Origin of the sequence: Duganella sp. sic0402 (genome assembly GCF_019219065.1) — a bacterium.
Lineage (GTDB): Bacteria > Pseudomonadota > Gammaproteobacteria > Burkholderiales > Burkholderiaceae_D > Rugamonas.
Window position 1 is genome coordinate 301,509 of the sequence record NZ_JAHUWK010000005.1, and the last position, 23,471, is coordinate 324,979.

Here is a 23,471-nt window from a genome sequence, read left to right on the forward strand (position 1 = left end):
GAGACAATGCACGTTGCATGATTTATCATCCCATAAATATTTGTTATAAGGTGACGCCATGCTGAATCGCGAAATAGAGATCTTTCGTGTTGTGATGACCACTGGTTCGGCCACCAAGGCCGCCCGCCTGATGAATCTGACGCAACCAGCGGTCAGCCAGTCGCTGCGCCGGCTGGAACAGACGGCGGGACTGGCGCTGTTCCAGCGCACCGGCGGCAAGCTGCAAGCAACGCCGGAAGCACGCGCCTTGCAGGCAGAGGTAGAACGGCATTTCGTCGGCATGGAAGTGATCGAGCAGCGCCTGCGCGCATTGCGCCAGTTCGGCGTTGACCGTATCCGCGTCGCCAGCTTCCCAGGCTTGGGCGTCGGCTTCCTGCCGCGCGTGCTGGCAGATCTGACCCACGAGCGGGAACGCGCATTGGTATCACTACAGATTATGGGCTCGCCCGACGTACGTAGACGCATCCTGTCCAACGAGGCCGAACTGGGCGTGGTGGCGGACGATGTCTCCACCCGCAGCATCGAGGCGACACTGTTCGCCCACTACTTTGGCGTAGTGGCGCTGCCGCAGGGCCACGCGCTGGCGCGCCATAAGCGCATCACGCCGGCCATGCTGGCGAAGTACCCGCTGATCGCGCTGCCGCCGGAGGACAGTGTCAGCCTGAGGCTGGATCGCATCTGCCGCCATCACGGCGTCGAGTTGCGCACGGCGGTCGAGTGCTCGTTCACTATCAGCCAGTGTGAACTGGTACGCAACAAGGTCGGTATCGCCATCGTCAACCCGATCACGGCTTGCGACTACCTGCATGCGGGACTGGAGTTCCGTCCGTTCTCTGAACGCCTGACCTACACGTCGCTGACCGTGCAGCCGTCCGGCCAGCCCGCGTCCGCCTTCGTGCGGCAGATGCTGGGCGCAATGCGCAAGCGGCTGGAGCTGGACATGCGCACGCTGTCACAGGCCATCGGCGGCAGCCACGACCCGCTGCACAGCTTCAATCTCAACGCCGGTGAAACTCCCTGACCAGTTCACGGAAGTTATTCACCGTGACTGATTTTTCGCGCGGCCGTGTAATCAGCGCAATCGCCGTGCCGAGATCCTTGTTGCTGATGTCCTGATAGGTCACGCCTTCAGCGCGGAACTGGCCTATCGATTCCGGAATGATGGCCACGCCGAATCCCGCCGCAGCCATATTTACGCCGGACGATATCTGCGGCGACTCCATTTCGATCTTGGGCGAAAAGCCCGCCTTGTGGCAGGCGCTGATGATGGCGTCATACAGCTCCGGTCCAATCGCGCGCGGATACAGGATGAAGGGATCGCCAGCCAACTGCTTCAGATCGATGGTGCGGCGGCGGCCCAGCGAGTGGCCGCTCGGCAGCACCGCAATCATCTTCTCCTGCAGCAGCGGCGTGACAATCGCATCGCCACAATCCAGCGGCAGGCGGATCATCGCGCAATCCACCTGCGCGTCCGCCAGCTTGCCGACCAGCGCGGCCGCGTTGCTTTCCTCGGTGCGGATCTTCACGCCCGGATAATCTTCGCGGAAGCGCCGCAGCAGCCGCGCCACTGTGGGATGGAATACGGTGGAACCGGCAAAGCCGATCGACAAATGGCCACTCTCGCCGCGCGCCGCCATCTTCACATGCTCCAGCGCGTCGTTGGCGTCTTCCAGCACGCGCTGAGCGCGCTCCTTGAAGATCAGGCCAGCCTCGGTCAGCTCCACCCGGCGCGGATGGCGGATAAACAGCTTGGTGCCTATCTCCCGCTCCAGTTTGATGATTTGCTGGCTCAAAGGCGGCTGCGCCATGCCCAGCCGCTCCGCCGCCACGGTGAAATGCAGATGCTCTGCCACGGCCAGAAAATAGCGTAACTGGCGAAACTCCATACTCTTTCCCTATCTTTAAAAACGCCAACAATCGGCGTATCGATATCTTTTTCGTCTTGAAGAGACTACCACGAAATATTGGATTTGCGGGCTGCGCTCTCTTAATCTATCAATATGTTCAAAACCCTGCTCACCACCACTGCCGCCAAAGCCAACCTGCTGGAAGGGATGCGCGCGGCCTCGGCCTCCGCCATCATGCTGCTGGTGGGCTGCGCGCTGAACGTGCCGGATTTCTCCTGGGCCGCCATCGGCGCCTTCTGGACCTCGCTAGCCACCGCGCCGGACACCGCGCGCAGCCGGCTGGCGTCGATGCTGTCGTTCGCGGCGCTGTCCACGCTGGGCGGCGTGCTGGTCACCTACACGGCGGCGCTGAGCGCGACCGCAGGCGCGCTGGCCATCCTGATCTTCGTCACCATGGCCGGCCTGACACGCATCTGGGGCGACCGCCCGTATCAGGTGGCGATCCTGGCGGCCACCGCCTGCGTGGTGATGATCGACCATCCATCGGCGGCATCGGGCGACATGGCCTACCTGGGGCTGTACCTGCTGGGCTGCCTGTTCGCCACCGCCTTGAGCATGGTGATCTGGCAGATCCGCCCGTTCGCACCGGATTACCACAGCAACCACTGGCGCGACGCCGCTACGCAGACCGTGCGTGCGGCCTTCGCCCAGCTGCGCGACCATACCTCGCTGTCCAGCGATGGCGTGCACTTCGCGCTGCGGCTCGGCATCGCCACCACGGCGGCCTACCTGACCGTCCATATCCTGCAACTGCCTTGCGGCTACTGGGCCACCATGGCGGTGCTGCTGATCCTGCAACCGTCCGCCGCCGGCACACTGCCGCGCAGCGTTGAACGCGCCATCGGTACGGTGATCGGCACCCTTATCGCCGTCGCTATCGGTGCGCTGGAACTAACGCCGCTGCAGATTGCGCTGGCCGTCTTCCCGCTGATCGGCCTGACGATGGCGCTGCGTCCGGTCGGCTACAGCGTCTTCGTCGCCTTCCTGACGCCCTCGTTCGTGCTGGTGGCCGACTACGCGATGCCGGCGCTGGAATACAACTATGCACTGGCGCGGCTGGAGAACAACCTGCTCGGCAGCGCCATCGCAATCGCCGCTACGCTGATTCTGTGGCCGCTGACCGAGCGCTTCAAAAGCAAGGCCTGATACGCGGGCAGCGCTCCGACAGGCAAATCGGCGTGCTCCTACGCCGTCAGCGCCAAATGGCCGATAAGATGAACCTCCCAGCCATATAGCCAGGAGACATCGCCATGTTCGCATTCAAAAACCTCAGCCCGACCATTACCGACATGATCCGCTTCGATCATTCGCATGTGCTGGTCACCTCCCATCAGTACACGGCGGACACCAAGCCCCGAGTCAAGAAAGCGCTGGCCGAAACCATCTGCGACGCTTTGGAAATTCACGCCACGCTGGAAGAAGAAATCTTCTATCCGGCCATGCGCGGCATCGACAACGATGAGCCGGTACTGCTGAAGAGCGTCCCCGAACATAACGAGATGCGCCGCCTGATCAGTGAACTGCGCAGCACGCCCGCAGGCGATGTACGCCACGACCAGCTGCTGCAAGAGCTGATGCGCGATGTGATGCATCACGTCGCCGATGAGGAAACGGTACTGCTGCCGCACGCCGAGCGCTTGCTGGGCAAGGACCGCCTGAGTGAACTGGGCGTGGCCATGACCAAGCGCCGTCTGGAACTGGTCGGTCCCAAGGCAGGCAAGATCGCCATGGAAACCGCAGTCGGCTTCTCCGGCAGCACCGCCGCGCTGGTCATCGGTGTGGTGGGCGCCCTGACTGCCGCCACGCTGCTGACGCGGAAAACAGCCCCGAGCTAAAATCACCGCTTCGCTGACCTACATCTCCGGCCTGATCAAATCGTCGTAATCTGCATCAGCCCTCAGAAAATCCGGCTCTCGCGCCGGATTTTTTTATCGCCGGTGTTTTGCGAAGAACTGCCACATCACATCATTAGCGTCGATATCGCGGGTGGTTTTCCCGATCGGCAGGCCGACATTGAACGGATCCGCGCCCGGCCAGGTGTGGCCGCCATCCTTCACCGTCACCAACGCCACATTCCCCTGCTCCGTGGTCGTCACTTCGACGCCATCAACGCGCTGGCTTGCGCTACCGGTGACGCCATTCTGCTTCACCCAATAGTGAAAAGTATCCTGCGCGGACAAATATCCGCCAGTCTTGCCGCCATACGCCACCACCTGATCCGCCGTGCCATGAATCAGCATCACGCCGACATTCCCAGGCTTGGCATGGTGCTGCATCACCGGCTCCGGCATCGGCCCGCCGACCGACGCCACGGCCGCAAACAACTGCGGCAACTCGGCCGCGATCCGCATCGAGAAGAAACCGCCGCGCGACAAGCCAGTCGCGTACACACGCTGGGCATCCACGCGATAATCTTGCTTCAACCTGGCCAGCAACGCCTCGGTAAAGCCAATGTCGTCACTGCCTTCAAGATACGACATGCCAAAGCCGACATTCCAATCCTGCTTGATCCCCAGCGGATAAACGACAATGAACTGATGCCGGTCCGCAGCGCGGTTCATCTGCGTGTACAGCATCTGCTCCGCCATTGTCATGCCGCTGCCGTGAAAATTAAACACCAGCGGAAAAGCCTTCTGCGGCTGGTCCACGTAAGAAGGCGGCGTATAAACCAGATAGCGCCGCTTCTCCTCTTTATAAACAAGCGACTTCACCTGCGCGAACGCCGGCAGGCAGAAACAGACAAGTGTCAGGAAACTGATCAGGATTTTCATAGCGTGTACACGAAAAGTTAAACGAGTACACAGCATAAAAAACCGGAGGTGAAACCTAGGTGAAATCCAGCGGTTTTCTTGGCTTGATATCGACGCGGTACGCCGTCTCGCTGGCATGGAAGCTGATCTCCCACTGCATCGCCTTCGCAATCCGCTGCAAAAGATTCAGCCCATGCAGGAAGCCCTGCATCGTTACCGCGCGCCCGGCATCAACAGAATTGACGATGCCAATCACGCCGTCACGGAACGTCAGCTCCAGCCGCACATTCGCTCCGCCGTGGAACAGCGCATTACCCAGACAGTTATTAACGAGCAGCAGTATCAAATGCCGGTTTCCCGTCACGGGCAGACGCTCTGGCAGATCAAGCACCAGCCGCTCCTCATCCCAGTCACCAGCACGTAGCAGGCTTTCTTCGATACAGCCACGTAGATCGATCACCTCCTGAGCAATATGCTCAGCGCGCGCCAGCGCGAACAGCACATCAATGGTATTGCCGATATCCGCCAGGCCGGCCTGCAACTGAGCGATATCCTGCGAGGCGAGCGGACGAGATTGCGTCTGCGTCAGCGTATTGTTCATCACGGTCAGCGGCGTGCGCAACTCATGGCTGACATCCCGTGTGAACGCATGCTCGCGGTGCAGCGACGCTTTCAGCTCATTGATCGTCGTGTTCAGCTTCTGCGCCAGATAGCCGATTTCATCCCGCCGCTGCGCGGCGCTGAACACCGGCGTCTGGCCTCGCACCTCGTCCGCCAGCACCAGCAGCGGCGACACCAGTCGCCGCGCCAGCCAATACGCGAGCAACAGCGCCAGCGCAATCAAGCCCAAGGCAACCGCCGTGAGAAATCCGCCGACATCCTGAAACAGCTTCGACACCACCAGCAGCGGTTGCACATCCGCCAGCAGATAAATGCGCTGCGTCGCCAGATCGAGCGTGCGCAAATGATAGTGCTGGCCGGTGTCGGTAGCAATCTCCGCACGCTCCTTACCGGCGATGACCTGCGCCCGCACAACCGGCGGCAGCGCATCCACACTGCGGTAAGCGCGAATAAAATCACTGCCCGGTGATGTGATCTCGCCATGCGCGCGGAAATGCACCGCCATGCTCGACGCCTCGCGCTCCAACAGGCGATCGACCAGCATATCTTCCGTCACATACGAAATGACCAGGGCCAGCCCGGTATAAAAGACGCAGATCAATATCGTCAACCCGGCCAGTGCGGCAAACAGGCCATGCCGGATCGAGTTAAACATCGGGCAGCGCCAGACGATAACCCAACTGCGGAATCGTCACGATCATGTTCGCCGCGCCGGCCTGTTCCAACTGCTTGCGCAAGGCGTAAATGTGCGATTTAAGCGCGTCGCTGTCAGGCGGGTTCGCGCCCCATAATGCGTGCAGGAGCGCGGAGCGCGATACAGCGTTGGGATAGGCGCTAGCCATTGCAAGCAGAATCTTGAAACCGATGTGCGTCAGCGCGACCGGTGCATCCTTGTACAGCGTGCGCTTCTCTCGCTGAAGCAGCGTGAGCGGACCAAGCTGCATCTCCTGCCTGACGTGCAATTGCCCGCGCCGCGCCAGCACCTCACAGCGCAAAGCCAGTTCACGCAGATCGAAAGGCTTGGTCAGATAATCATCTGCGCCCTCATTGAAGCCACGCGCCTTATCCTCGAACGCATCACGCGCAGTGAGCATCAGCACCGGCACATTGCGCGGCGCCCTCTGCTTGATCGCGCGGCACACCTCCAGACCATCCAGATCCGGCAGATTCAAATCGAGCAGCACCACATCATACACTTCACGCGTCGCCAACTCGATGGCCAACGCCCCAGTGGCGGCGTGATCGGCTTGCCAGTTAAGGCCGTCCAGAAACTCCACCACCTGACATGCGATCGTCGGATGGTCTTCCACTACCAAAATTGTCAGGGAACTGCGGGTCATATAAACCATGAAGTGGCGAATTTAACATCTATCCTAACAGCTAATCCAGGCCCGGTTAGTCATTGCGGCGGTGCTGGAAAGGAGCAAGCAACCATGATCCGAATAGCTAACGGCGTTCCCGTTGCAGAAGGCAGCGGTAACGTTTATGTCGACCTGGGCCTCGCCGATGCAGAAGAAATGCTGGAATGAGATCATTGAATCGACTTTATTCCCCCGGCTGATATTTGAGCAAAAAACAAAAAACCCGCTTTCCTCAGAGAGGAAAACGGGTTTTTGCTTATTCCTGGTGCCGCTTGCCGGAATCGAACTGGCGACCTTTTCATTACGAATGAACTGCTCTACCGACTGAGCTAAAGCGGCGACGACCCGCATTCTAACAAAGAACCTTCCATCCAACCAGCCCCAAAACGATAAATTTTAGTCTAGTTGCAATTATTTCATTGCCTTGTGCGGGTTTGAGGCTTTATCAGCCTTGATGGTAGCCTGTCACCACCGCCACCTCATCGCGCGAGCCCAGGAACACCGGCACGCGCTGGTGCAGTTTGGTCGGCTGGATGTCCATGATGCGCTGCTTGCCGTCGGTGGCCGCGCCGCCCGCCTGCTCAACGATGAAGGCCATCGGGTTCGCTTCATACATCAGGCGCAGTTTGCCTGGCATGGAAGTGTCGCGGGTATCGGCCGGGTACATGAAAATGCCGCCGCGATTCAGGATGCGGTGCACGTCGGCCACCATCGAGGCGATCCAGCGCATGTTGAAGTTGGTGCCGCGCGGGCCGGTGTCGCCAGCCAGCAGTTCGCTGATGTAGCGCTGCACCGGAGGATGCCAGTGACGCTGGTTCGACATATTGATCGCGAATTCCTTGGTCTTGGCCGGGATCTGCATATTGCGCTGGGTGAGCACCCACGAACCCATTTCACGATCCAGCGTGAAGCAGTTGACACCGTTGCCGGTGGTGAGCACCAGCATGGTTTGCGGACCGTACACGGCGTAGCCGGCGGCGACCTGCTTGGTGCCGGCCTGCATAAAGTCGGCTTCGGTCGGCTGGGCCATGCCTTCTGGCGCTTTCAGCACCGAGAAGATGGTGCCGATCGAGACGTTGACGTCGATGTTCGACGAGCCGTCCAGTGGGTCGAACAGCAGCATGTATTCGCCTTTTGGATAGCGGTTCGGAATCGGGTGGATGGATTCCATTTCTTCCGATGCCATGGCCGCCAGGTGGCCGCCCCACTCGTTCGCTTCCAACAGGATTTCGTTGGAGATGATGTCCAGTTTTTTCTGCACTTCGCCCTGGATGTTTTCGGTTTCGGCGGTGCCCAGCACCTCGCCCAGCGCGCCCTTGCCTACCGAGTGGCTGATGGTTTTGCACGCGCGCGCAACCACTTCGATCAGCAGGCGCAGTTCAGCCGGGATCGTGTTGTGCTGGCGTTGTTCTTCCACCAGGTATTGAGTAAGACTAACTCGTTTCATGTGTGCCTTTGGTTAATGGTGATTAGTTTGCGAGGGCCTTGGTGACCACTTCTGAGACATCGTTCGACAGCTTTTGCGCAGCGACTTTTTCCAGCGCCTGTTTCATCTTGGCCTGCAGCGCCGGCGCGTAACGGCGCCAGCGGTCCATCGCACGCGCCAGGCGGGCCGCCACTTGCGGATTGATGGCGTCCAGCTTGATCACGTATTCGGCCCAGAATTCGTAGGCGCTGCCATCGGCCGCGTGGAATTGCGACGGGTTGGCGTTGGTGAAGTTGAAGATCAGCGCGCGTGCGCGGTTTGGGGTTTTCAGCGTGAAGGCCGGATGCTCCATCAGCTGGCGCACCGCCGCCACGTTGGTGGTCGGCGCCGCGGCCTGCATGGCGAACCATTTGTCGATGACCAGCGCTTCGTTGTCGAAGTCCTTGTAGAACGCGCTCAGATACGGGCCGGAGTCCGCGCCGCTGTGGATCAGCGCCACCAGCGCGGCGGAGCGGTCGGTCATATTCGAGGCGCTTTCAAACTGTTGCTGCGCCAGCTTCAGCTCATCTGCTTCCGGCGCCACCATCAGGTAGGACAGGCACAGGTTTTTCAGCGCGCGCTTGCCGGCTGACAGCGCGTCCGGGCTGTAGTCGCCCGGCGTCTGGTTGGCGTGGTATTGCGTCAGCAGTTCGGTTTTCAGCGCGGCGCCGATGGTGCGGCGCATGAACTGGCGTGCGGTGTAGATGGCTTGCGGATCGACCACGTCCATCTGCTCGGCGATGATGGTTTCCGATGGCAGGATCAGCGCCAGTTCGCGGAAGGCCGGGTCCAGCGTTGCATCGGTCAGCACGGTGCGCATGGCGTTGATGAAGGTCTGGTCGAGCTTCAGATTGTGCTCGCCATGCGAGGCCACTTGCGAGGTCAGTTTCAGCAGGCGCTCCATCGCCAGGCGCTGGCCGGCTTCCCAGCGGTTGACCGGGTCGCTGTCGTGGTTAAACAGATGCAGCAGTTCGTCGTCGGTGTAGTCGTGCTGCAGGATCACCGGCGCGGAGAAGTCGCGCAGAATCGATGGGATAGGACGTGCGTCGACGTTGCGGAAGCGGAAGATCTGCTCTTGTTCCGTCAGCTCCAACACCACCGTGGTGGCGCCTTTTTCGTGCTTGCCGTTTTCCAGCGCCAGCGGCATGTCCTTGCCTTGCGCGTCCAGCAGGCCAACCGCTACTGGAATGTGGAAGGGCTTGCTTTCCGGCTGGCCGCGCTGCGACAGGATGATGTCGAAGTTACCCTTGGCCGAGTCGTAGCGGGTGCGCGCGCTCACCACTGGCGTGCCGGCTTGCGAGTACCAGCGCTCGAACTGGCTCAGGTCGCGGTCGTTGGCGTCAGCCATGGCGGCGCGGAAGTCGTCGCAGGTGACGGCCTGGCCGTCGTGGCGCTCGAAGTACAGGTCCATGCCCTTGCGGAAGCCGTCGCGGCCCAGCAGGGTCTGGTACATGCGCACCACTTCTGCACCTTTTTCGTAGACGGTCACCGTGTAGAAGTTGTTGATCTCGACGAAGGAATCGGGACGCACCGGGTGCGACATCGGACCGGCGTCCTCCGGGAACTGCGCCTGGCGCAGCGTGCGCACCTGGTCGATACGGGTGACGGCGCGGCCGGTGTCGGTGCCGATCATGTCGGCGCTGAATTCCTGGTCGCGGAACACGGTCAGGCCTTCTTTCAGCGACAGCTGGAACCAGTCGCGGCAGGTGACGCGGTTACCGGTCCAGTTGTGGAAGTATTCGTGGCCGACCACGGCTTCAATGCCGGCGTAGTCGATGTCGGTGGCAGTGCGCGGGTTGGCCAGCACGAACTTGGTGTTGAAGATGTTGAGGCCCTTGTTTTCCATCGCGCCCATGTTGAAGTCGCCCACGGCGACAATCATGAAGCGGTCCAGGTCCAGCTCCAGGCCGAAACGTTGCTCATCCCAGCGGATCGAGTTTTTCAGCGACTGCATGGCGTAGTCGGTCTTGTCGAGGTTGCCCTCTTCCACCCACACTTGCAGCAGCACTTCACGGCCGTCAGCCAGTTTGAACTTCTCCTCCTGGCATACCAGCTTGGCTGCGACCAGCGCGAACAGGTAGGCCGGCTTTTTGAACGGGTCTTCCCATTTGGCGTAGTGGCGGCCATCGCCGAGGTCGCCCTGCTCGACCAGGTTGCCGTTGGACAGCAGCACCGGATAGGCGGCCTTGTCAGCGCGCAGCATCACGGTGTACTTGGCCATCACGTCCGGACGGTCGGGGAAGAAGGTGATGCGGCGGAAGCCTTCGGCTTCGCACTGGGTGAAGAAGTTGCCGTTGGAAACGTACAGGCCGGACAGCGTGGTGTTTTCAATCGGCGCACACAGGGTTTCGATTTCCAGCACCACTTCGGCCGGCGCGTTGCGGATGGTCAGCGTGGCTTCGGTCAGCTCGTAGTCCTTGGCGCTCAGCAGCGTACCGTTCAGGCGGACCTGTACCAGCTTGATTTCTTCTCCATGCAGCACAATATCAGCACTGGCGGAGTCCGGATTGTGGCGCAAGCGAATGCGATTGGCGACCACGGTACGGGCCGGGGCCAGGTCGAACCCCAGTTCTACGGTGTCTACCAGATAGGCTGGCGGGGTGTAATCTTTGCGGTAAATCGTTGTTGGGCTGCTGTCTGTGCGCATTGGAGGCTCTGGGTGGACGGACAAAAGCATATTTTACCAATACGGCGTGGGCAGACGCGCGGAATTGTCATTCCGGCCAATCTTTACTTTGGCATATTACCTACCCGTAAGTTGCTACTTTCCACGATGCGGTAACATTCTGTAATAATCGTGCAAGCTCCAGGGGTGCGTCATACACTTAGCTCTGGAAAATACCGTCTTATCTGAGAGGGCTTTATCATGAAATATCTCGCCACCCTGGCGGCCGCCGCCGTACTACTGCTGAGCGGCTGCGCCACCACCATCCATAGCAATGTGACCGCCTTCAATGCCTGGCCGGCCGATATTCAGGACAAATCCTTCGCGTTCGAAGCGCCGCAAGGCGCGGACGACACCCTGGAATACCGCAATTACCAGCTACTGGTTGCCAAAGAATTGGGCAAGCTGGGCTTCCACCAAGTGGCGGACGGCCAGCAGCCCAAGTTGCTCGTCGGCATGAAATTCTTCACCATCGACCATCCAGTGCGGGTGATTCAGGAAGATCCATTCATGAGCCCGTACTGGGGTCCGGGCTACTACGGCCGTTACGGCTGGGGCTATTCGCGCTGGGCCTATCGCCCGTTCTACTATGATCCATTCTTCTACGGTCCAACCCGTGTGGAAGAGCGCATCAAGCACCAATACCAGCGCCAGCTGCGCGTGACCATCAACAGCGCCAGTGGCAGCAAGCTGTATGACGTGACGGTGCAGAACACCAGCGGCGTGCAGGCCACGCCTTACGTGATGCCGGCCCTGGTGCAGAGCGCCTTCACCGGTTTCCCTGGCGAAAACGGCGTGCCGCGCACCATCGACATCACGCTGGAGCCGAAGAGCAACTCGGTGCAGGCCGCCAATCCGGCGCAAAAGGTCAACTAAATTTTACGCCGCAGGTAGACTGGCATCACCCACCAGAACACCACAATCAACAGCGCCATCAGGCCGGCGGCAAGCAGGCCGATGGTGGCGCCGAACACCTCCGAAATCACCAGATCCGTTCCCAGCACCAGAGCGATCGCCAGCGCAAACGCGCCGGCGACGATCTGGCGCGTGGCGATGCGCTTGAAGCGCACGCGGTCCTTCAGCGGCCGCATCACGCGGTGCTGGATCGCCGGCGCGCTCAGCAGCACCAGGCTGGTCAGCGCGAAGAAGAAGGTCGCCAGGAACAGCAGCTTTTCCATGTGGACGATCTGCGCGAAGCCTGAGTTGAACGGCAATATCACCAGGAACGCCGACAGCATCTGCGCCCCCGGCAGCAGGATGCGCATTTCGCTCAGCATGTCAGAGAAGTCGCCGTCCCCTTCCCTGCCGTTCTCGTCGTAGTCCGAACCCTCGCTCATGGCAGCAAAATCGTCGAGCCGGTGGTTTTGCGCGCCTCCAGATCTCGGTGCGCCTGCTGCACGTCGGCCAGCGCATAGCGCTGGCGGATGTCGATTTTCACTTCGCCGCTGCTGACCACGCCAAACAGCGACCTGGCCATCGCTTCCAGGTCCTCACGCTTGGCGGTGTAAGCCATCAGCGATGGGCGGGTGATGAACAGCGAACCACGGCTGGCCAGTTCCGTCAGGCTGAACGGCGGCACCGGGCCGGAGGCATTGCCGAAGCTGACCATGGTACCCAGTGGTTGCAAGCAATCCAGCGAGCCGATGAAGGTGTCCTTGCCGATCGAATCGTAGACCGCCGAAACGCCTTTGCCGCCGGTCAGCTCTTTCACCCGCTCGGTAAAGTTTTCAGTGTTGTAGTTGATGACGTGGCTGGCGCCGTTTTCAATCGCCAGCGCGGCCTTTTCTGCCGAGCCGACCGTGCCGATCAGGTTGACGCCCATCACCCGCGCCCACTGGCAGGCGATCAGGCCGACGCCGCCAGCGGCCGCGTGGAACAGGATGGTGTCGCCGGCTTTCAGCGGCACCGTGCGGTGAAACAGGTATTGCACCGTCAGCCCTTGCAGCATCATGGCGGCGGCGGTGTCGAATTCGATCTGCTTGGGCAGCACCAGCAGCTGCGAGGCCGGGATGTTGCGCGCTTCGGAATAGGCGCCCAGCGGACGGCCACCGTAGGCCACGCGGTCGCCCACTTGCAGGCCGGTCACGCCCTCGCCCAGTTCTTCCACCACGCCGGCGCCTTCCACGCCCAGCGCGCCGGGCATCGGTTGCGGGTACAGGCCGGTACGGTGATAGACGTCGATGTAGTTCAGGCCGATGGCTTCATGGCGCATGCGCACTTCGCCGGGACCGGGGGGCGGCAGGTCGACCTCCACCAGTTCCATCACCTCGGGACCGCCGACGCGGTTGATGCGTATCGCCTTCACCATTTCCTTCCTCCAATAATTATTGTGCAGCGCGCTGCTGCAGTTGAGACAGTACCAGATGTGCCGACGCCACGTTGGTCGCGCACGGCGTATTGTGCACGTCGCAGGCGCGGACCAGGGCGTTGATGTCCGGCTCGTGCGGCTGCGGCGTCATCGGGTCGCGCAGGAAGATGACGCAGTCGATCTGGCCTTCGACCAGCAGCGAGCCGATCTGCAAGTCGCCGCCGAATGGGCCGGAGTGCTTGCGGTCGACTTCCAGGCCGATCTCGTTGATCAGGCGGCCGCCGGTGGTGCCGGTGGCGGTCAGCGCGCAGGTGGAGAGAAAGGCCTTGTACTCGGCAGCCAGGGCGATCATGTCGTCTTTTTTCTTGTCGTGCGCAATCAGCGCGATGCGGAATTTCATTCTTGATCCCTTTTATTTTTTGGACAGCAGATAGATCCCGGCCAACACCAGGGCGGTGCCGCCCAGTTGCCAGGAGGTGACGGGCTCGCCCAGCAGCAGCGCCCCCAGAAACAACGTTGAAACCGGGCCGATCATACCAGCCTGTGAGGCCACGCCGGCGCCGATGCGTTCCACCGCGATCATGGTCATGAACACCGGCGCCACTGTGCACAGGAGGCCGTTGACCAGCGACAGGCCATATACCGGCAGCGGCTGCAGCAGGCCGGAGGCCGGCCGCAGCAGGAAGAACTGGCCGACGCAGGCGACGGTCGAGACGCACATCGCGTACGACACCAGCCGCAGCGAACCAAGCCGCTTGACCATTTCCCCGGAAAGCAGCAGATAGGCGGCGTAGGCGGCGGCCGAGCCGGTGACCAGCGCCGCGCCGAGCGCGACATTGCCACCGCCCTGCAGGTCATGCAGGAACACCAGCACGATGCCGAGGTAGGAAATCAGCAGCGCCATCCATTGCTTGCGGCTGATGCGGTGCTTGAGCACGGTGGAGCTGATCAGCAGCACGAAGGTCGGCGTGAGGAACAGGATCAGCCGCTCCAGGCCGACCGAGATGTATTGCAGTCCGAGGAAGTCGAGAAAGCTGGACAAATAGTAGCCGACCAGGCCAAGGCCGACGATGCGCCAGCGGTCGCTATTGGACAGCGGCGCGGCGTTGCGCGATTTCCAGATGGCGACGGCGGCAAACACCGGCAGCGAGAACAGCATGCGGAAAGCAATCAGCGTCACCGCGTCGATCTGATATCGGTACAACAGCTTGGCAACAATGGCCTTGGTAGAAAACAACACCGCGCCGCCAACGGCGATCCCCAACCCACCCAAATAAGCGGCCCGCGCCGGAGCGCCATGTGTGATGCTTTTGTCCATAATCAAATTGTAGCCGCTAACGCCTGCCACTGCTTGCCGCCACGCTTTTTCCAACTCGCGTGAGCCACATCAAATTGATTGATGATAGGCTGTGTGAGCATTCTTCGATGGACATCACGATTAAAAAGTACATGCGAGCGGATCATTCCGTTCCTTTTCAGCAGTGGTACGCTCAACTGGACAGGCGAGCAATGGCGAAAGTCTCAACTGCGATATTTCGCCTCCAGAAAGGGAATCTCTCGCGAGTAAAATGGTTTGCAGGCATAGGAGAATACGTAATCAACTGGGGACCCGGCTATCGCGTTTATTTGGCGCAGGACGGCGACACAGTGATTTTATTATTTGGCGGTGGAACAAAGCAGCGCCAGCAGATCGACATTACACGTGCCAAGAGCATGCACGAAGAGTACAAACTGCGGAAAAGAGCGAACGACGGAGGGAAATTATGGAGCTGACCGTTGACTTTGAAACTGAAATTATTGAACAGATCCGCAGTGATCAAGCATTCACAAACATTCTGCTTGATGAGCTAGAGGAACTGCTATCACAAAGCGAGTGTGAACCGGCTCAGGGTATGCTGCGGGTACTCATCGTCGGCACGATTGGATTTGATGCTTTGGCAAATTCCTTATCGATACCGAGTCTGTCCTTGCAACAGCTTCTCTCGCAAAAGAATCCTCCTCATAACGCCAGTTTGAAGGTCATAACGAAGGCGCTCAAACTGGCGTTACGGGTCGCTGCTAGTTGACAGTTACTGCAGCGACGCCAGCTGTGACCGTCGCCATGGTAGTGCGCGCGATGGCGGCGGCGGGGGCAGCGGTGCCGACTAGTTTGTTGGCTTGCTTGAATTGCGCGGTCAGCTTGCCGGGGGTGAGAGTGACCAGCGTGTAGCCTTGCGCGTCGGTATTCAGATGCTTGAGCCACAGGTTGTTGCCCAGTGCCGCCAGTTGCTGCGCCAGGGCCAGCAGGCTGGTGTTGAAGTCGACGTTGGCTTGCAGGCCGGCCAGCACCGCGCCGGTGGTGGCTTCCAGCTGCGCTTCGGGTATGCCCTTCGCCGCCAGCGCGCCGCGCAACTGTACGCGGGTTTGCTCGGCCAGCGCGGCCACCGTGGGCGCGGTCTTGCCCATGGTGTAGTCCAGCAGGTTGAAGCTGAGGTTGACCGTGCCCAGCCCCGTCACCGGCACCGCCAGCGGATACGACACCAGCGTGCCGATATCGCCCAGCGCCGCCGCCGCGTCGCGCAGATAGCTGAAGAAGGAGTCGGAGCTGATGCCGGCCGACACCAGGTCCACCATCACCGGCGCGCCACCGCCCGCCGCATCAAAATCATCGCTGACCGTACCGGCAAAGAAGGCGTGGATGTCGCCAGTCAGCGCCACCACGTTCTTGACGTTATTGGTTTTCAGGTGCGCCATCAGCGCCTTGCGCTCGCTGTTGTAGCCATCCCATTGGTCGCAGTTGAGCAGGAATTTGGTGAAGAACGAGGCCAGCGCCTCCTTCTTGCCCGATGCCGCCACAAACACCGAATTGGCTTTGTTCTCCTGCACTTCCGGCTTGATGTAGCCGAAGGCGATGGTCTGCCCCGCCACAGCGGCCAATGCCGCGCCGCCCTGGCCGGAGGCGGCGGCGGTGGCGACCTTGCCAAAGGCGCCAACGGCGATCGACGCCTGCGCCGCTGTCAGGCCAGCCTTGACGCCAGCAACAGCCTGCGCATCCAGCGCGCCACCGGTGGCGGCTGAAGTCGCAATGGCGCCCGCGCCAGCCTGCGCAACGGCGGCCGATGCGCCTGCCGTCACGGCAGCCACAATCGCACCGGCCACGGCAAAGTTGCCGCCCACCGCTGCTGCCGTCGTACCCACCGAGGTGGCCAGCGACGACACTGCATTCAAGGCCAGCAGCGTGGCAACAGCGTCCACACCATTCATGCCCATGCGCAGCAGCGATACTTCATTGCCCCACAGCTTCCAGGTCGAACTGGCGGACTTCATCTTGTCCATCCACCACTGGCGCTGCGTGTTACCGAGGATGGTGGCCGTGGTCAGCGGATCGAGGCCGATGGTTTTCGCACCCGCCATCTTTTGCGCTTCCACGCTGTTGAACAAATCCTGCGGCACCAGGTAGCGCGAGCCGATGCGGCCCAGCGGCTTGCCGGTCGCCGGATTCACGGACGATTCCGGTATCACATGGTCCGAGCGGTACAAGCGCTCGTCGGTCATCACCAGCTGCATCAATTTACCGAATTGGAAATCGCGGTAAATCCTGATGTTCTGGAAGGTGGTGTTGGCCGCATCCAGCGACACGTCGGCCGGCATGAATTCAAACCACGCCTGGTTGGCGTTGCGCCGCCGCGTGGACTGGTGCAGGTCCGAGCCGTCGGCGTTAAACGAGCCGTCATAGGTTTGCGCGTCCTGCCACGCGTCGTCGGTGAATTCGTGATCGTCCCACACGGCGATGAAGGCGAAGCGCTCATGCAGCGCCTGCAAACGGGTATCGGTGCGGTACTTCTTATACAGGTAGCGGTAGTCGTTCAGCGTATTGGCATATTTGGCGCCCGAGCTTCCGTTCTTGAACACGCCGTCCGGCAGCACCAGCGCATCGTGGCGGCTTTCCACCGCGCCCAGCTGGAAGTCCTCGCCCACCGTCTCGTAGATGTAGTCGCCCAGATGGACGATGAAATCCAGCTGCTCGGCGGCGATGGAGGTCATCGCGCCCCAGTGATTCACGCTCCAGTCCTGGCAAGTCATGTAGACGAATTGCAGCTGCGCCACATCAGCGTCCGCTGCCGGCGCGGTCTTGAAGCGGCCAACGTTCGAGCGGTTGTCACCGGCGATGAACTGGTAGTAGTACACCGTGCCAGCCGTCAGGCCGGTCAGCTTGTGGCGGATGGTGTTGTCGTACCGGCTTTGCAGCGGCAGGCGCACATCGGCTACGGTGGCGCCGCTCAGCGCAGTGCTGCCACCCAGCGCAGCGCTGTTGTCGGCGGAGGTGACGATCAGGCGGATCGCCGTATCGGCGCCAGCCGCCACGGCGGCCACATTGTCGGCTGCCGCTGGCACGGCGCGCGTCCACAGCAGGATGCTGTCCGCGCGCGGGTCCCCCGAGGCCACGCTTTGCGGGAACTTCCACGCGCCGGTGGCCGGCGCCAGGCCGTTGTCTGCCGAGCCATCGCTGCCGCCGCAAGCGCTCAGTGCGGCGCCAGTCGCCGCCGATACCGTAATAAAACTGCCGAATTTAAGAAACTGCCGTCTGTCCATGGTGGCTCCCGCTGCCGTAATAATGTCAAAAAAGTAAAGCCTAGCAGCGGGATATGACAGCTTCTCTACAAAAAATGGAGTGTCACCTCTAGCGTGAAATATGGTGTATGCACGGCTGGCGCGCTGCATCAGCCCGCGCGGCTTCATCGCCGGCCTGAAAAAACACCGGTACCGCTTTTTCGAACGGTCCAAAATCCTCAGCATCCTCAAGTTCGACGCCAGCATCCCGCTGTACGCGCCGCCGCAACAGCGCCGCCACCCTGGTCAAACGCCCGCATGACTGGGTGGCGCAAATCCAACTGCCGGAGGTGATGGAAAAGGTTCTCGGCTGGCCCCTATGCTAGAATACCGCCCTCACCGCTCCACCAACACATAATTACCGATACACCGCCGAAGGAAGACCGAACATGGCTGGACACAGCAAATGGGCCAATATCAAGCACAAAAAAGCAGCAACTGACGCGAAACGCGGCAAGATCTGGACACGCCTGATTAAGGAAATTACCGTTGCTGCGCGCATGGGCGGCGGTGATATCAACGCGAATCCGCGTCTGCGCCTGGCCATCGACAAGGCGGCCGACGCCAATATGCCGAAGGATAACGTGCAGCGCGCGATTACCCGCGGCACCGGCGGCGAAGACGGCGCGAGCTACGAGGAAGTCCGCTACGAAGGCTACGGCATCGGCGGCGCGGCCATCATCGTCGACTGCATGACCGACAACCGCGTGCGCACCGTGGCCGAAGTCCGCAACGCCTTCAACAAGAACGGCGGCAATATGGGCAACGAAGGCTCGGTGGCCTTTATGTTCAAGCACTGCGGCCAGTTCCTGTTCGTACCGGGCACCAATGAAGACGCGCTGATGGAAGTGGCGCTGGAAGCCGGCGCCGAAGACGTGCTGACCGACGACGAAGGCGGCATTGAAGTGCTGTGCGGCCCGCACGATTTCGCCGCCGTCAAGGACGCGCTGGAAGCCAAGGGCTTCAAGGCCGAAGTGGCCGAAATCGTCATGAAGCCGGACGCAGTGACCGGCGTCAGCGGCGACAACGCGGTCAAGATGCAAAAACTGCTGGACGCACTGGAAGCGCTGGACGATGTGCAGGAAGTGTATTCCAACGTAGAGATCGAAGACTGAGCGAAGACTGAGGACTTATGAAAATACTGGTAGTCGGCTCCGGCGGCCGTGAACATGCGCTGGCCTGGAAACTGGCGCAATCCGAGCGCATCCAGATGGTGTACGTGGCCCCCGGCAACGGCGGCACCGCACGCGACGCACGCCTGGTCAACGTCAACATCACCGACCTGCACGAGCTGGCCAACTTCGTCGAAAGCGAAGGCATCAGCCTGACCGTGGTCGGCCCTGAGACTCCGCTGGCCGGCGGCATCGTCAACCTGTTCCGCGCACGCGGCCTGAAAGTCTTCGGCCCAACCAAGGAAGCGGCGCAGCTGGAATCGTCGAAGGACTTCGCCAAGGCCTTCATGCAGCGCCACGGCATCCCGACCGCCAACTACCAGACCTTCTCCGACGTCGCTCCGGCGCACGCCTACATCGACGCCAATGGCGCACCGATCGTCATCAAGGCCGACGGCCTGGCCGCCGGCAAAGGCGTGGTGGTCGCGCTGACGCTGGAAGAAGCACACCGCGCGGTGGACGACATGCTGGCCGATAACCGCTTCGGCGACGCCGGCGCGCGCATCGTCATCGAGGAATTCCTGGCCGGCGAAGAAGCCAGCTTCATCGTCATGTGCGACGGCAAAAACATCCTGCCGCTGGCCACCAGCCAGGACCACAAGCGCCTGAAAGACAACGACGAAGGCCCGAACACCGGCGGCATGGGCGCTTACTCGCCTGCGCCTATCGTCACGCCGGCCATGCATGCCCGCGTGATGCGCGAAATCATCAACCCGACCATCGCCGGCATGGCCAAGGACGGCATCGTCTTCACCGGCTTCCTGTACGCCGGCCTGATGATCGACGCCGCCGGCAATCCGCGCACGCTGGAATTCAACTGCCGCATGGGCGATCCGGAAACCCAGCCTATCATGTCGCGCCTGAAGACCGACCTGGTGGCGGTGATGGAACACGCCGTCAACGGCACGCTGGACCAGATCGAGCTGGAATGGGACCGCCGCACCGCCGTGGGCGTGGTGCTGGCCGCTGCCGGCTATCCGGACGCGCCGCTGAAAGGCGCCGTGATCGACGGCATCCCGGCCGAGACGCCGGAGTCGGTGACCTTCCACGCCGGCACCGCCGACGTGGATGGCCAGCTGCAGGTGACCGGCGGCCGCGTGCTGTGCGTGGTCGGCCTGGGCGACAGCATCAAGCTGGCGCAGAAACAGGCTTACGAGGTGGTCGACCAGATCAGCTTTGAAGGCGCGCAATGCCGTCGCGATATCGGCTGGCGCGGGCTGAAACACTGAGATGAGCACCACCACGCCACCGCAGCCGGCCGCAGTCAAAGCCTGGCTGCTCGACCTGCAAGCCCGCATCGTGCAGGGACTGGAAGCCGTTGACGGCAAGTCCTTCCTGCGCGACGAGTGGCAGCGCGCCGAAGGTGGCGGCGGTATCTCGCGCCTGGTCGAAGAAGGCAATGTGATCGAGCGCGGTGGCGTCAACTTCTCGCATGTGATGGGCGCCAGGCTGCCGCCGTCGGCGTCGGCACACCGCCCGGACATCGGCGGCAATCCGTGGGAAGCGATGGGCGTGTCGCTGGTGATCCATCCGCGCAATCCCTACGTGCCGACGGTGCACATGAATGTACGCTTCTTCAGCACCACCAATAGCGCCGGCGAGCCGGTGTGGTGGTTTGGCGGCGGCATGGACCTGACGCCGTATTACGGCTTCAAGGAAGACGCCAGGCACTTCCACCAGACCTGCCATGACGCCCTCGCCCCGTTCGGCGCGGATTTGCATGGCCGCTTTAAAACATGGTGCGACGAGTATTTCTACCTGAAGCACCGCCAGGAAGCGCGCGGCGTCGGCGGCATCTTCTTTGATGACTTCAACGCGCCGGGCTTTGAGCAAAGCTATGCCATGACGCAAAGCGTCGGCGACGCCTTCCTCCAAGCCTATCTGCCGATTGTCGAGCAGCGCAAGGAGACGGCTTACGGCGAGCGCGAACGCGACTTCCAGGCTTATCGGCGCGGCCGCTATGTCGAATTCAATCTGGTATTCGACCGCGGCACGCTGTTTGGCCTGCAATCCGGCGGCCGCACCGAGGCGATCCTGATGTCGATGCCGCCTGTCGTCAAATGGCGCTATCGCTGGGACCCTGAAGCCGGTTCGCCGGAAGCGGCGCTGTACACCGACTTCCTGCCGCACCGCGACTGGCTCGCCGCATAACGATGGCGTTCCGCGTCGCACTGCTGGGAGGCAGCTACGATCCGGTGCACCATGGTCATGTCGCGCTGGGCGCCTATTTCGCCACGCTGCTGCAAGTCGACCAGCTGCGCGTGATCCCCACCGGACTGCCGTGGCAAAAAGCCACGCTGAAGGCCTCCGCGCAGCAACGCGCCGACATGCTGGCGCTGGCGTTTGCCGGCCAGCCGTTCAGCGTCAGCGTCGACCTGCAGGAAATCGCCCGTGGCGCGCTGGGCGTGGCCACTTACACGATCGACACCTTGCGCCAGGTGCGCGCCGAGCTGGGACCACAGGCTAGCATCAGCTTCCTGATGGGCGCCGACCAGCTGCAGCGGCTCGACACCTGGCACGAATGGCAGGCGCTGTTCGGCTACGCACATATCTGCGTAGCGGCGCGCCCTGGCTACAACCTTGCCACCGCCGGCTTGCCGCCGGCAGTGGCGCAGGCGTTTTCCAGCAGGCTGGGAACGCCGGAACAAATCCGTAACACGCCGCATGGTCTGACGTATCTGGCACAAGACTTCGCGGTGGATATCTCTGCCACCCGGATACGTGCGGCATTACAACGGGGGGAAAAGGCGGACTCGCTTATCCCGCCGCTAGTGCTAGACTATATTGAACAACACAATTTATATACAAGCTAATGGACATCAAAAAACTGCAAACCCTGGTCGTTGACGCCCTCGAAGACGTCAAGGCTCAAGACATCGTCCTGTTCGACACCACCCACCTCACCAGCCTGTTCGACCGCATCGCGATCGCTTCCGGTACCTCCAACCGCCAGACCAAGGCGCTGGCCGCCTCGGTGCGCGACAAGGTCAAGGAAGCCGGCGGCAACGTCTACGGCATGGAAGGCGAGGACACCGGTGAATGGGTGCTGGTCGACCTGGGCGACATGATCGTCCACATCATGCAAGCGCCTATCCGCGCTTACTACCGTCTGGAAGAGATCTGGGGCGACAAGCCGGTGAAACTGGGCGCCGCCAAGCGCAAGGGCACCAAGGAAGCCGAAGAAGCCGAACCGAAAAAGATCAGCAGCCACCTGGCCGCCGGCAAGAAAGCCGCTGCCGCCGAAGCAGTGGTCGAGAAGAAGCCAGCCGCACGCAAGCCGGCCGCCGCCAAGACCACCGCCACCGCCGCGACCAAGAAAGCTGCTGCCAAGCCAGCCGCTGTCCCAGCCGGCAAAAAGATCAAGGTCGGCGCGCCGAAGACCACGGTCGCCGCCATCAAGGCACTGAAAGCCTCGCCGAAGCCACGTACGGCCAAGCCGAAAGCTGAAGAAGCGCCGGCCAAGACCGTCATCAAGCGCATCAAGAAATCCGAAGAGTAATCCAGCATGCAGCTGATCATCGCTGCGGTCGGCCATAAAATGCCGGCCTGGATCGAATCCGGCTATGCCGAGTATGTGAAGCGCATGCCGCCGGAACTGAAGATCGTGCTGAAGGAAATCAAGCCGGTCGAACGTTCCGGCAGCAAGACCGCCGCCACCGCAATGGCGCTGGAGCGCGAGCGCATCGAAGCGGCGCTGCCGAAATCGGTGCGCATCATCGCCCTCGACGAACGCGGCAAGGACCTGACCTCGGTCGGCCTTTCGCAGCAACTGGAAGCCTGGCAGCAGGATGGCCGCGACACCGCCTTCCTGATCGGCGGCGCCGACGGCCTCGATCCGGCGCTGAAAGCGCGCGCCGAAGGCCTGATACGGATTTCCAGCATGACGCTGCCGCATGGTATGGTGCGGGTGATGCTGGCCGAGCAGCTGTACCGTGCCTGGACCATTACCCAGAACCATCCGTATCACCGCGTCTAACTCGGGTATATCTTATGAAGCCGGTCGAAAAAAAGATTTACCTCGCCTCCAAAAGCCCGCGCCGGCGTGAGCTGCTGCGCCAGGTCGGCATCGACTTCGAGCTGCTGATGCTGCGCAGCGACGGTCCGCGCGGCGCCGACGTGACCGAGGAAGTGCTGCCCGGCGAAGCGCCGCTCGACTATGTGGCGCGGGTGGCGAAAGAAAAAGCCGTGTTTGCGGCCGAGCTGGTGGTCAAGCGCCGCATGGCGGCGCGGCCGGTGCTGTCGGCCGACACCACCGTCACCATCGACGGCGCCATCCTCGGCAAGCCGGCCAACACGGCGGAAGCCATCGCCATGCTGCAGCAGCTGTCCGGCCGCACCCACCAGGTGCTGACCGCGATCGCGGTGGAATCGGCCAGCTTTTCCGGCCAGATCACCCAGGTGTCCGAAGTGCGCTTCGGCGTGCTGTCGCCGGCCGCCATCGCCGCGTATTGCGCCACGCCGGAACCATATGACAAGGCCGGCGCCTACGGCATCCAGGGTCCGGCGGCGGCATTCATCGAACATATCGCCGGCAGCCACTCCGGCATCATGGGCCTGCCCATTTACGAAACCGTACAACTGCTGCGCCAGGCGGGTTTGCCGCTGCCCTAGCCACCTTTGTGGCGTACCCGA

At 61.7% G+C, this 23,471-nt stretch carries 25 protein-coding genes and 1 tRNA gene; 14 read left to right on the forward strand and 12 right to left on the reverse strand.

All coding sequences use genetic code 11. The features are described from left to right. Positions 1–58 precede the first annotated feature (58 nt). Positions 59–1,021: a LysR substrate-binding domain-containing protein gene (locus KW842_RS15265; protein ID WP_218304954.1), complete on the forward strand. Its 963-nt coding sequence runs from the start codon at positions 59–61 to the stop codon at positions 1,019–1,021. Here the strand turns inward: KW842_RS15265 and KW842_RS15270 are convergent. After that, positions 999–1,886, reverse strand: a complete 888-nt coding sequence (locus tag KW842_RS15270; RefSeq protein WP_218304955.1) for a LysR family transcriptional regulator — start codon at positions 1,884–1,886, stop codon at positions 999–1,001. The genes KW842_RS15265 and KW842_RS15270 overlap by 23 nt on opposite strands. A gap of 114 nt (positions 1,887–2,000) precedes the next feature. Here KW842_RS15270 and KW842_RS15275 point away from each other — a divergent pair, with 114 nt between their 5' ends. Then, the gene (locus KW842_RS15275) at positions 2,001–3,053 is read left to right on the forward strand and encodes an FUSC family protein (protein ID WP_218304956.1); all 1,053 of its coding nucleotides are present in this window, start codon (positions 2,001–2,003) and stop codon (positions 3,051–3,053) included. A gap of 104 nt (positions 3,054–3,157) precedes the next feature. Then, positions 3,158–3,742, forward strand: coding sequence for a hemerythrin domain-containing protein (locus KW842_RS15280; RefSeq protein WP_218304957.1), 585 nt, complete (start codon positions 3,158–3,160; stop codon positions 3,740–3,742). 93 nt (positions 3,743–3,835) lie between these two features. Here the strand turns inward: KW842_RS15280 and KW842_RS15285 are convergent, their stop codons facing one another. The 6 genes from KW842_RS15285 to pepN all read right to left on the reverse strand — a co-directional run bounded on the left by KW842_RS15285 (position 3,836) and on the right by pepN (position 10,751). Next, entirely contained in the window at positions 3,836–4,678 is an 843-nt protein-coding gene (locus KW842_RS15285) for a PHB depolymerase family esterase (protein WP_218304958.1), read from the reverse strand. A gap of 55 nt (positions 4,679–4,733) precedes the next feature. Next, a complete protein-coding gene (locus tag KW842_RS15290; RefSeq protein WP_218304959.1) occupies positions 4,734–5,933 on the reverse strand; it encodes a HAMP domain-containing sensor histidine kinase in 1,200 nt (399 codons plus the stop codon). Then, positions 5,926–6,618, reverse strand: coding sequence for a response regulator transcription factor (locus tag KW842_RS15295; RefSeq protein WP_218304960.1), 693 nt, complete (start codon positions 6,616–6,618; stop codon positions 5,926–5,928). The genes KW842_RS15290 and KW842_RS15295 overlap by 8 nt, the downstream gene beginning before the upstream one ends. A 284-nt stretch (positions 6,619–6,902) precedes the next feature. After that, a tRNA-Thr gene (locus tag KW842_RS15300) sits at positions 6,903–6,978 on the reverse strand. 106 nt (positions 6,979–7,084) lie between these two features. After that, positions 7,085–8,086, reverse strand: a complete 1,002-nt coding sequence (locus tag KW842_RS15305) for a class 1 fructose-bisphosphatase (protein ID WP_218304961.1) — start codon at positions 8,084–8,086, stop codon at positions 7,085–7,087. Positions 8,087–8,108: 22 nt separating this feature from the next. After that, positions 8,109–10,751: an aminopeptidase N gene (gene pepN / locus KW842_RS15310; protein WP_218304962.1), complete on the reverse strand. Its 2,643-nt coding sequence runs from the start codon at positions 10,749–10,751 to the stop codon at positions 8,109–8,111. A gap of 219 nt (positions 10,752–10,970) precedes the next feature. On the opposite strand from pepN, the gene KW842_RS15315 reads away from it, so the two are divergent. Continuing rightward, positions 10,971–11,645, forward strand: coding sequence for a DUF4136 domain-containing protein (locus KW842_RS15315; protein WP_218304963.1), 675 nt, complete (start codon positions 10,971–10,973; stop codon positions 11,643–11,645). Here the strand turns inward: KW842_RS15315 and KW842_RS15320 are convergent. Genes KW842_RS15320 through KW842_RS15335 form a run of 4 tightly spaced genes read right to left on the reverse strand, consistent with a single transcriptional unit; the run spans position 11,642 to position 14,395 of the window. Then, positions 11,642–12,106 carry a DUF6328 family protein gene (locus tag KW842_RS15320; RefSeq protein WP_218304964.1) on the reverse strand — a complete coding sequence of 155 codons (465 nt, stop codon included), beginning with the start codon at positions 12,104–12,106 and terminating at the stop codon, positions 11,642–11,644. The genes KW842_RS15315 and KW842_RS15320 overlap by 4 nt on opposite strands. Beyond that, complete coding sequence (locus tag KW842_RS15325) at positions 12,103–13,077, reverse strand: quinone oxidoreductase (RefSeq protein WP_218304965.1); 975 nt, start codon at positions 13,075–13,077, stop codon at positions 12,103–12,105. Before KW842_RS15325 ends, KW842_RS15320 begins: the two co-directional genes overlap by 4 nt. 16 nt (positions 13,078–13,093) lie before the next feature. After that, positions 13,094–13,477 (reverse strand): methylglyoxal synthase, encoded by a 384-nt coding sequence (locus tag KW842_RS15330; RefSeq protein WP_218304966.1) that lies wholly within the window; start codon positions 13,475–13,477, stop codon positions 13,094–13,096. Positions 13,478–13,489: 12 nt separating this feature from the next. Beyond that, positions 13,490–14,395 (reverse strand): DMT family transporter, encoded by a 906-nt coding sequence (locus KW842_RS15335; RefSeq protein ID WP_218304967.1) that lies wholly within the window; start codon positions 14,393–14,395, stop codon positions 13,490–13,492. Between the two features lie 107 nt (positions 14,396–14,502). Here KW842_RS15335 and KW842_RS15340 point away from each other — a divergent pair, with 107 nt between their 5' ends. After that, on the forward strand, positions 14,503–14,850 hold the full coding sequence (locus KW842_RS15340; protein ID WP_218304968.1) for a type II toxin-antitoxin system RelE/ParE family toxin: 348 nt from the start codon (positions 14,503–14,505) through the stop codon (positions 14,848–14,850). Then, a complete protein-coding gene (locus KW842_RS15345; RefSeq protein ID WP_218304969.1) occupies positions 14,841–15,143 on the forward strand; it encodes a hypothetical protein in 303 nt (100 codons plus the stop codon). The genes KW842_RS15340 and KW842_RS15345 overlap by 10 nt, the downstream gene beginning before the upstream one ends. Here the strand turns inward: KW842_RS15345 and KW842_RS15350 are convergent. Beyond that, complete coding sequence (locus tag KW842_RS15350; RefSeq protein WP_218304970.1) at positions 15,136–17,649, reverse strand: alkaline phosphatase; 2,514 nt, start codon at positions 17,647–17,649, stop codon at positions 15,136–15,138. The two genes, KW842_RS15345 and KW842_RS15350, sit on opposite strands and share 8 nt — an antisense overlap. Positions 17,650–17,749: 100 nt before the next feature. Here KW842_RS15350 and KW842_RS15355 point away from each other — a divergent pair, with 100 nt between their 5' ends. The 8 genes from KW842_RS15355 to KW842_RS15390 all read left to right on the forward strand — a co-directional run bounded on the left by KW842_RS15355 (position 17,750) and on the right by KW842_RS15390 (position 23,450). Next, complete coding sequence (locus KW842_RS15355) at positions 17,750–17,929, forward strand: hypothetical protein (RefSeq protein ID WP_218304971.1); 180 nt, start codon at positions 17,750–17,752, stop codon at positions 17,927–17,929. 127 nt (positions 17,930–18,056) lie between these two features. Next, positions 18,057–18,782 carry a YebC/PmpR family DNA-binding transcriptional regulator gene (locus tag KW842_RS15360; RefSeq protein WP_218304972.1) on the forward strand — a complete coding sequence of 242 codons (726 nt, stop codon included), beginning with the start codon at positions 18,057–18,059 and terminating at the stop codon, positions 18,780–18,782. Positions 18,783–18,799: 17 nt separating this feature from the next. Then, complete coding sequence (gene purD, locus KW842_RS15365) at positions 18,800–20,068, forward strand: phosphoribosylamine--glycine ligase (protein ID WP_218304973.1); 1,269 nt, start codon at positions 18,800–18,802, stop codon at positions 20,066–20,068. A gap of 1 nt (position 20,069) precedes the next feature. Next, positions 20,070–20,990, forward strand: coding sequence for an oxygen-dependent coproporphyrinogen oxidase (hemF, locus tag KW842_RS15370; protein ID WP_218304974.1), 921 nt, complete (start codon positions 20,070–20,072; stop codon positions 20,988–20,990). Positions 20,991–20,992: 2 nt separating this feature from the next. Next, on the forward strand, positions 20,993–21,652 hold the full coding sequence (locus KW842_RS15375) for a nicotinate-nucleotide adenylyltransferase (RefSeq protein ID WP_218304975.1): 660 nt from the start codon (positions 20,993–20,995) through the stop codon (positions 21,650–21,652). Then, the gene (gene rsfS / locus KW842_RS15380) at positions 21,652–22,338 is read left to right on the forward strand and encodes a ribosome silencing factor (protein WP_218304976.1); all 687 of its coding nucleotides are present in this window, start codon (positions 21,652–21,654) and stop codon (positions 22,336–22,338) included. The genes KW842_RS15375 and rsfS overlap by 1 nt, the downstream gene beginning before the upstream one ends. A 6-nt stretch (positions 22,339–22,344) precedes the next feature. After that, positions 22,345–22,815 (forward strand): 23S rRNA (pseudouridine(1915)-N(3))-methyltransferase RlmH, encoded by a 471-nt coding sequence (gene rlmH, locus KW842_RS15385; RefSeq protein WP_218304977.1) that lies wholly within the window; start codon positions 22,345–22,347, stop codon positions 22,813–22,815. A gap of 14 nt (positions 22,816–22,829) precedes the next feature. After that, positions 22,830–23,450 (forward strand): nucleoside triphosphate pyrophosphatase, encoded by a 621-nt coding sequence (locus KW842_RS15390; protein WP_218304978.1) that lies wholly within the window; start codon positions 22,830–22,832, stop codon positions 23,448–23,450. The last annotated feature ends 21 nt before the right edge of the window (positions 23,451–23,471 follow it).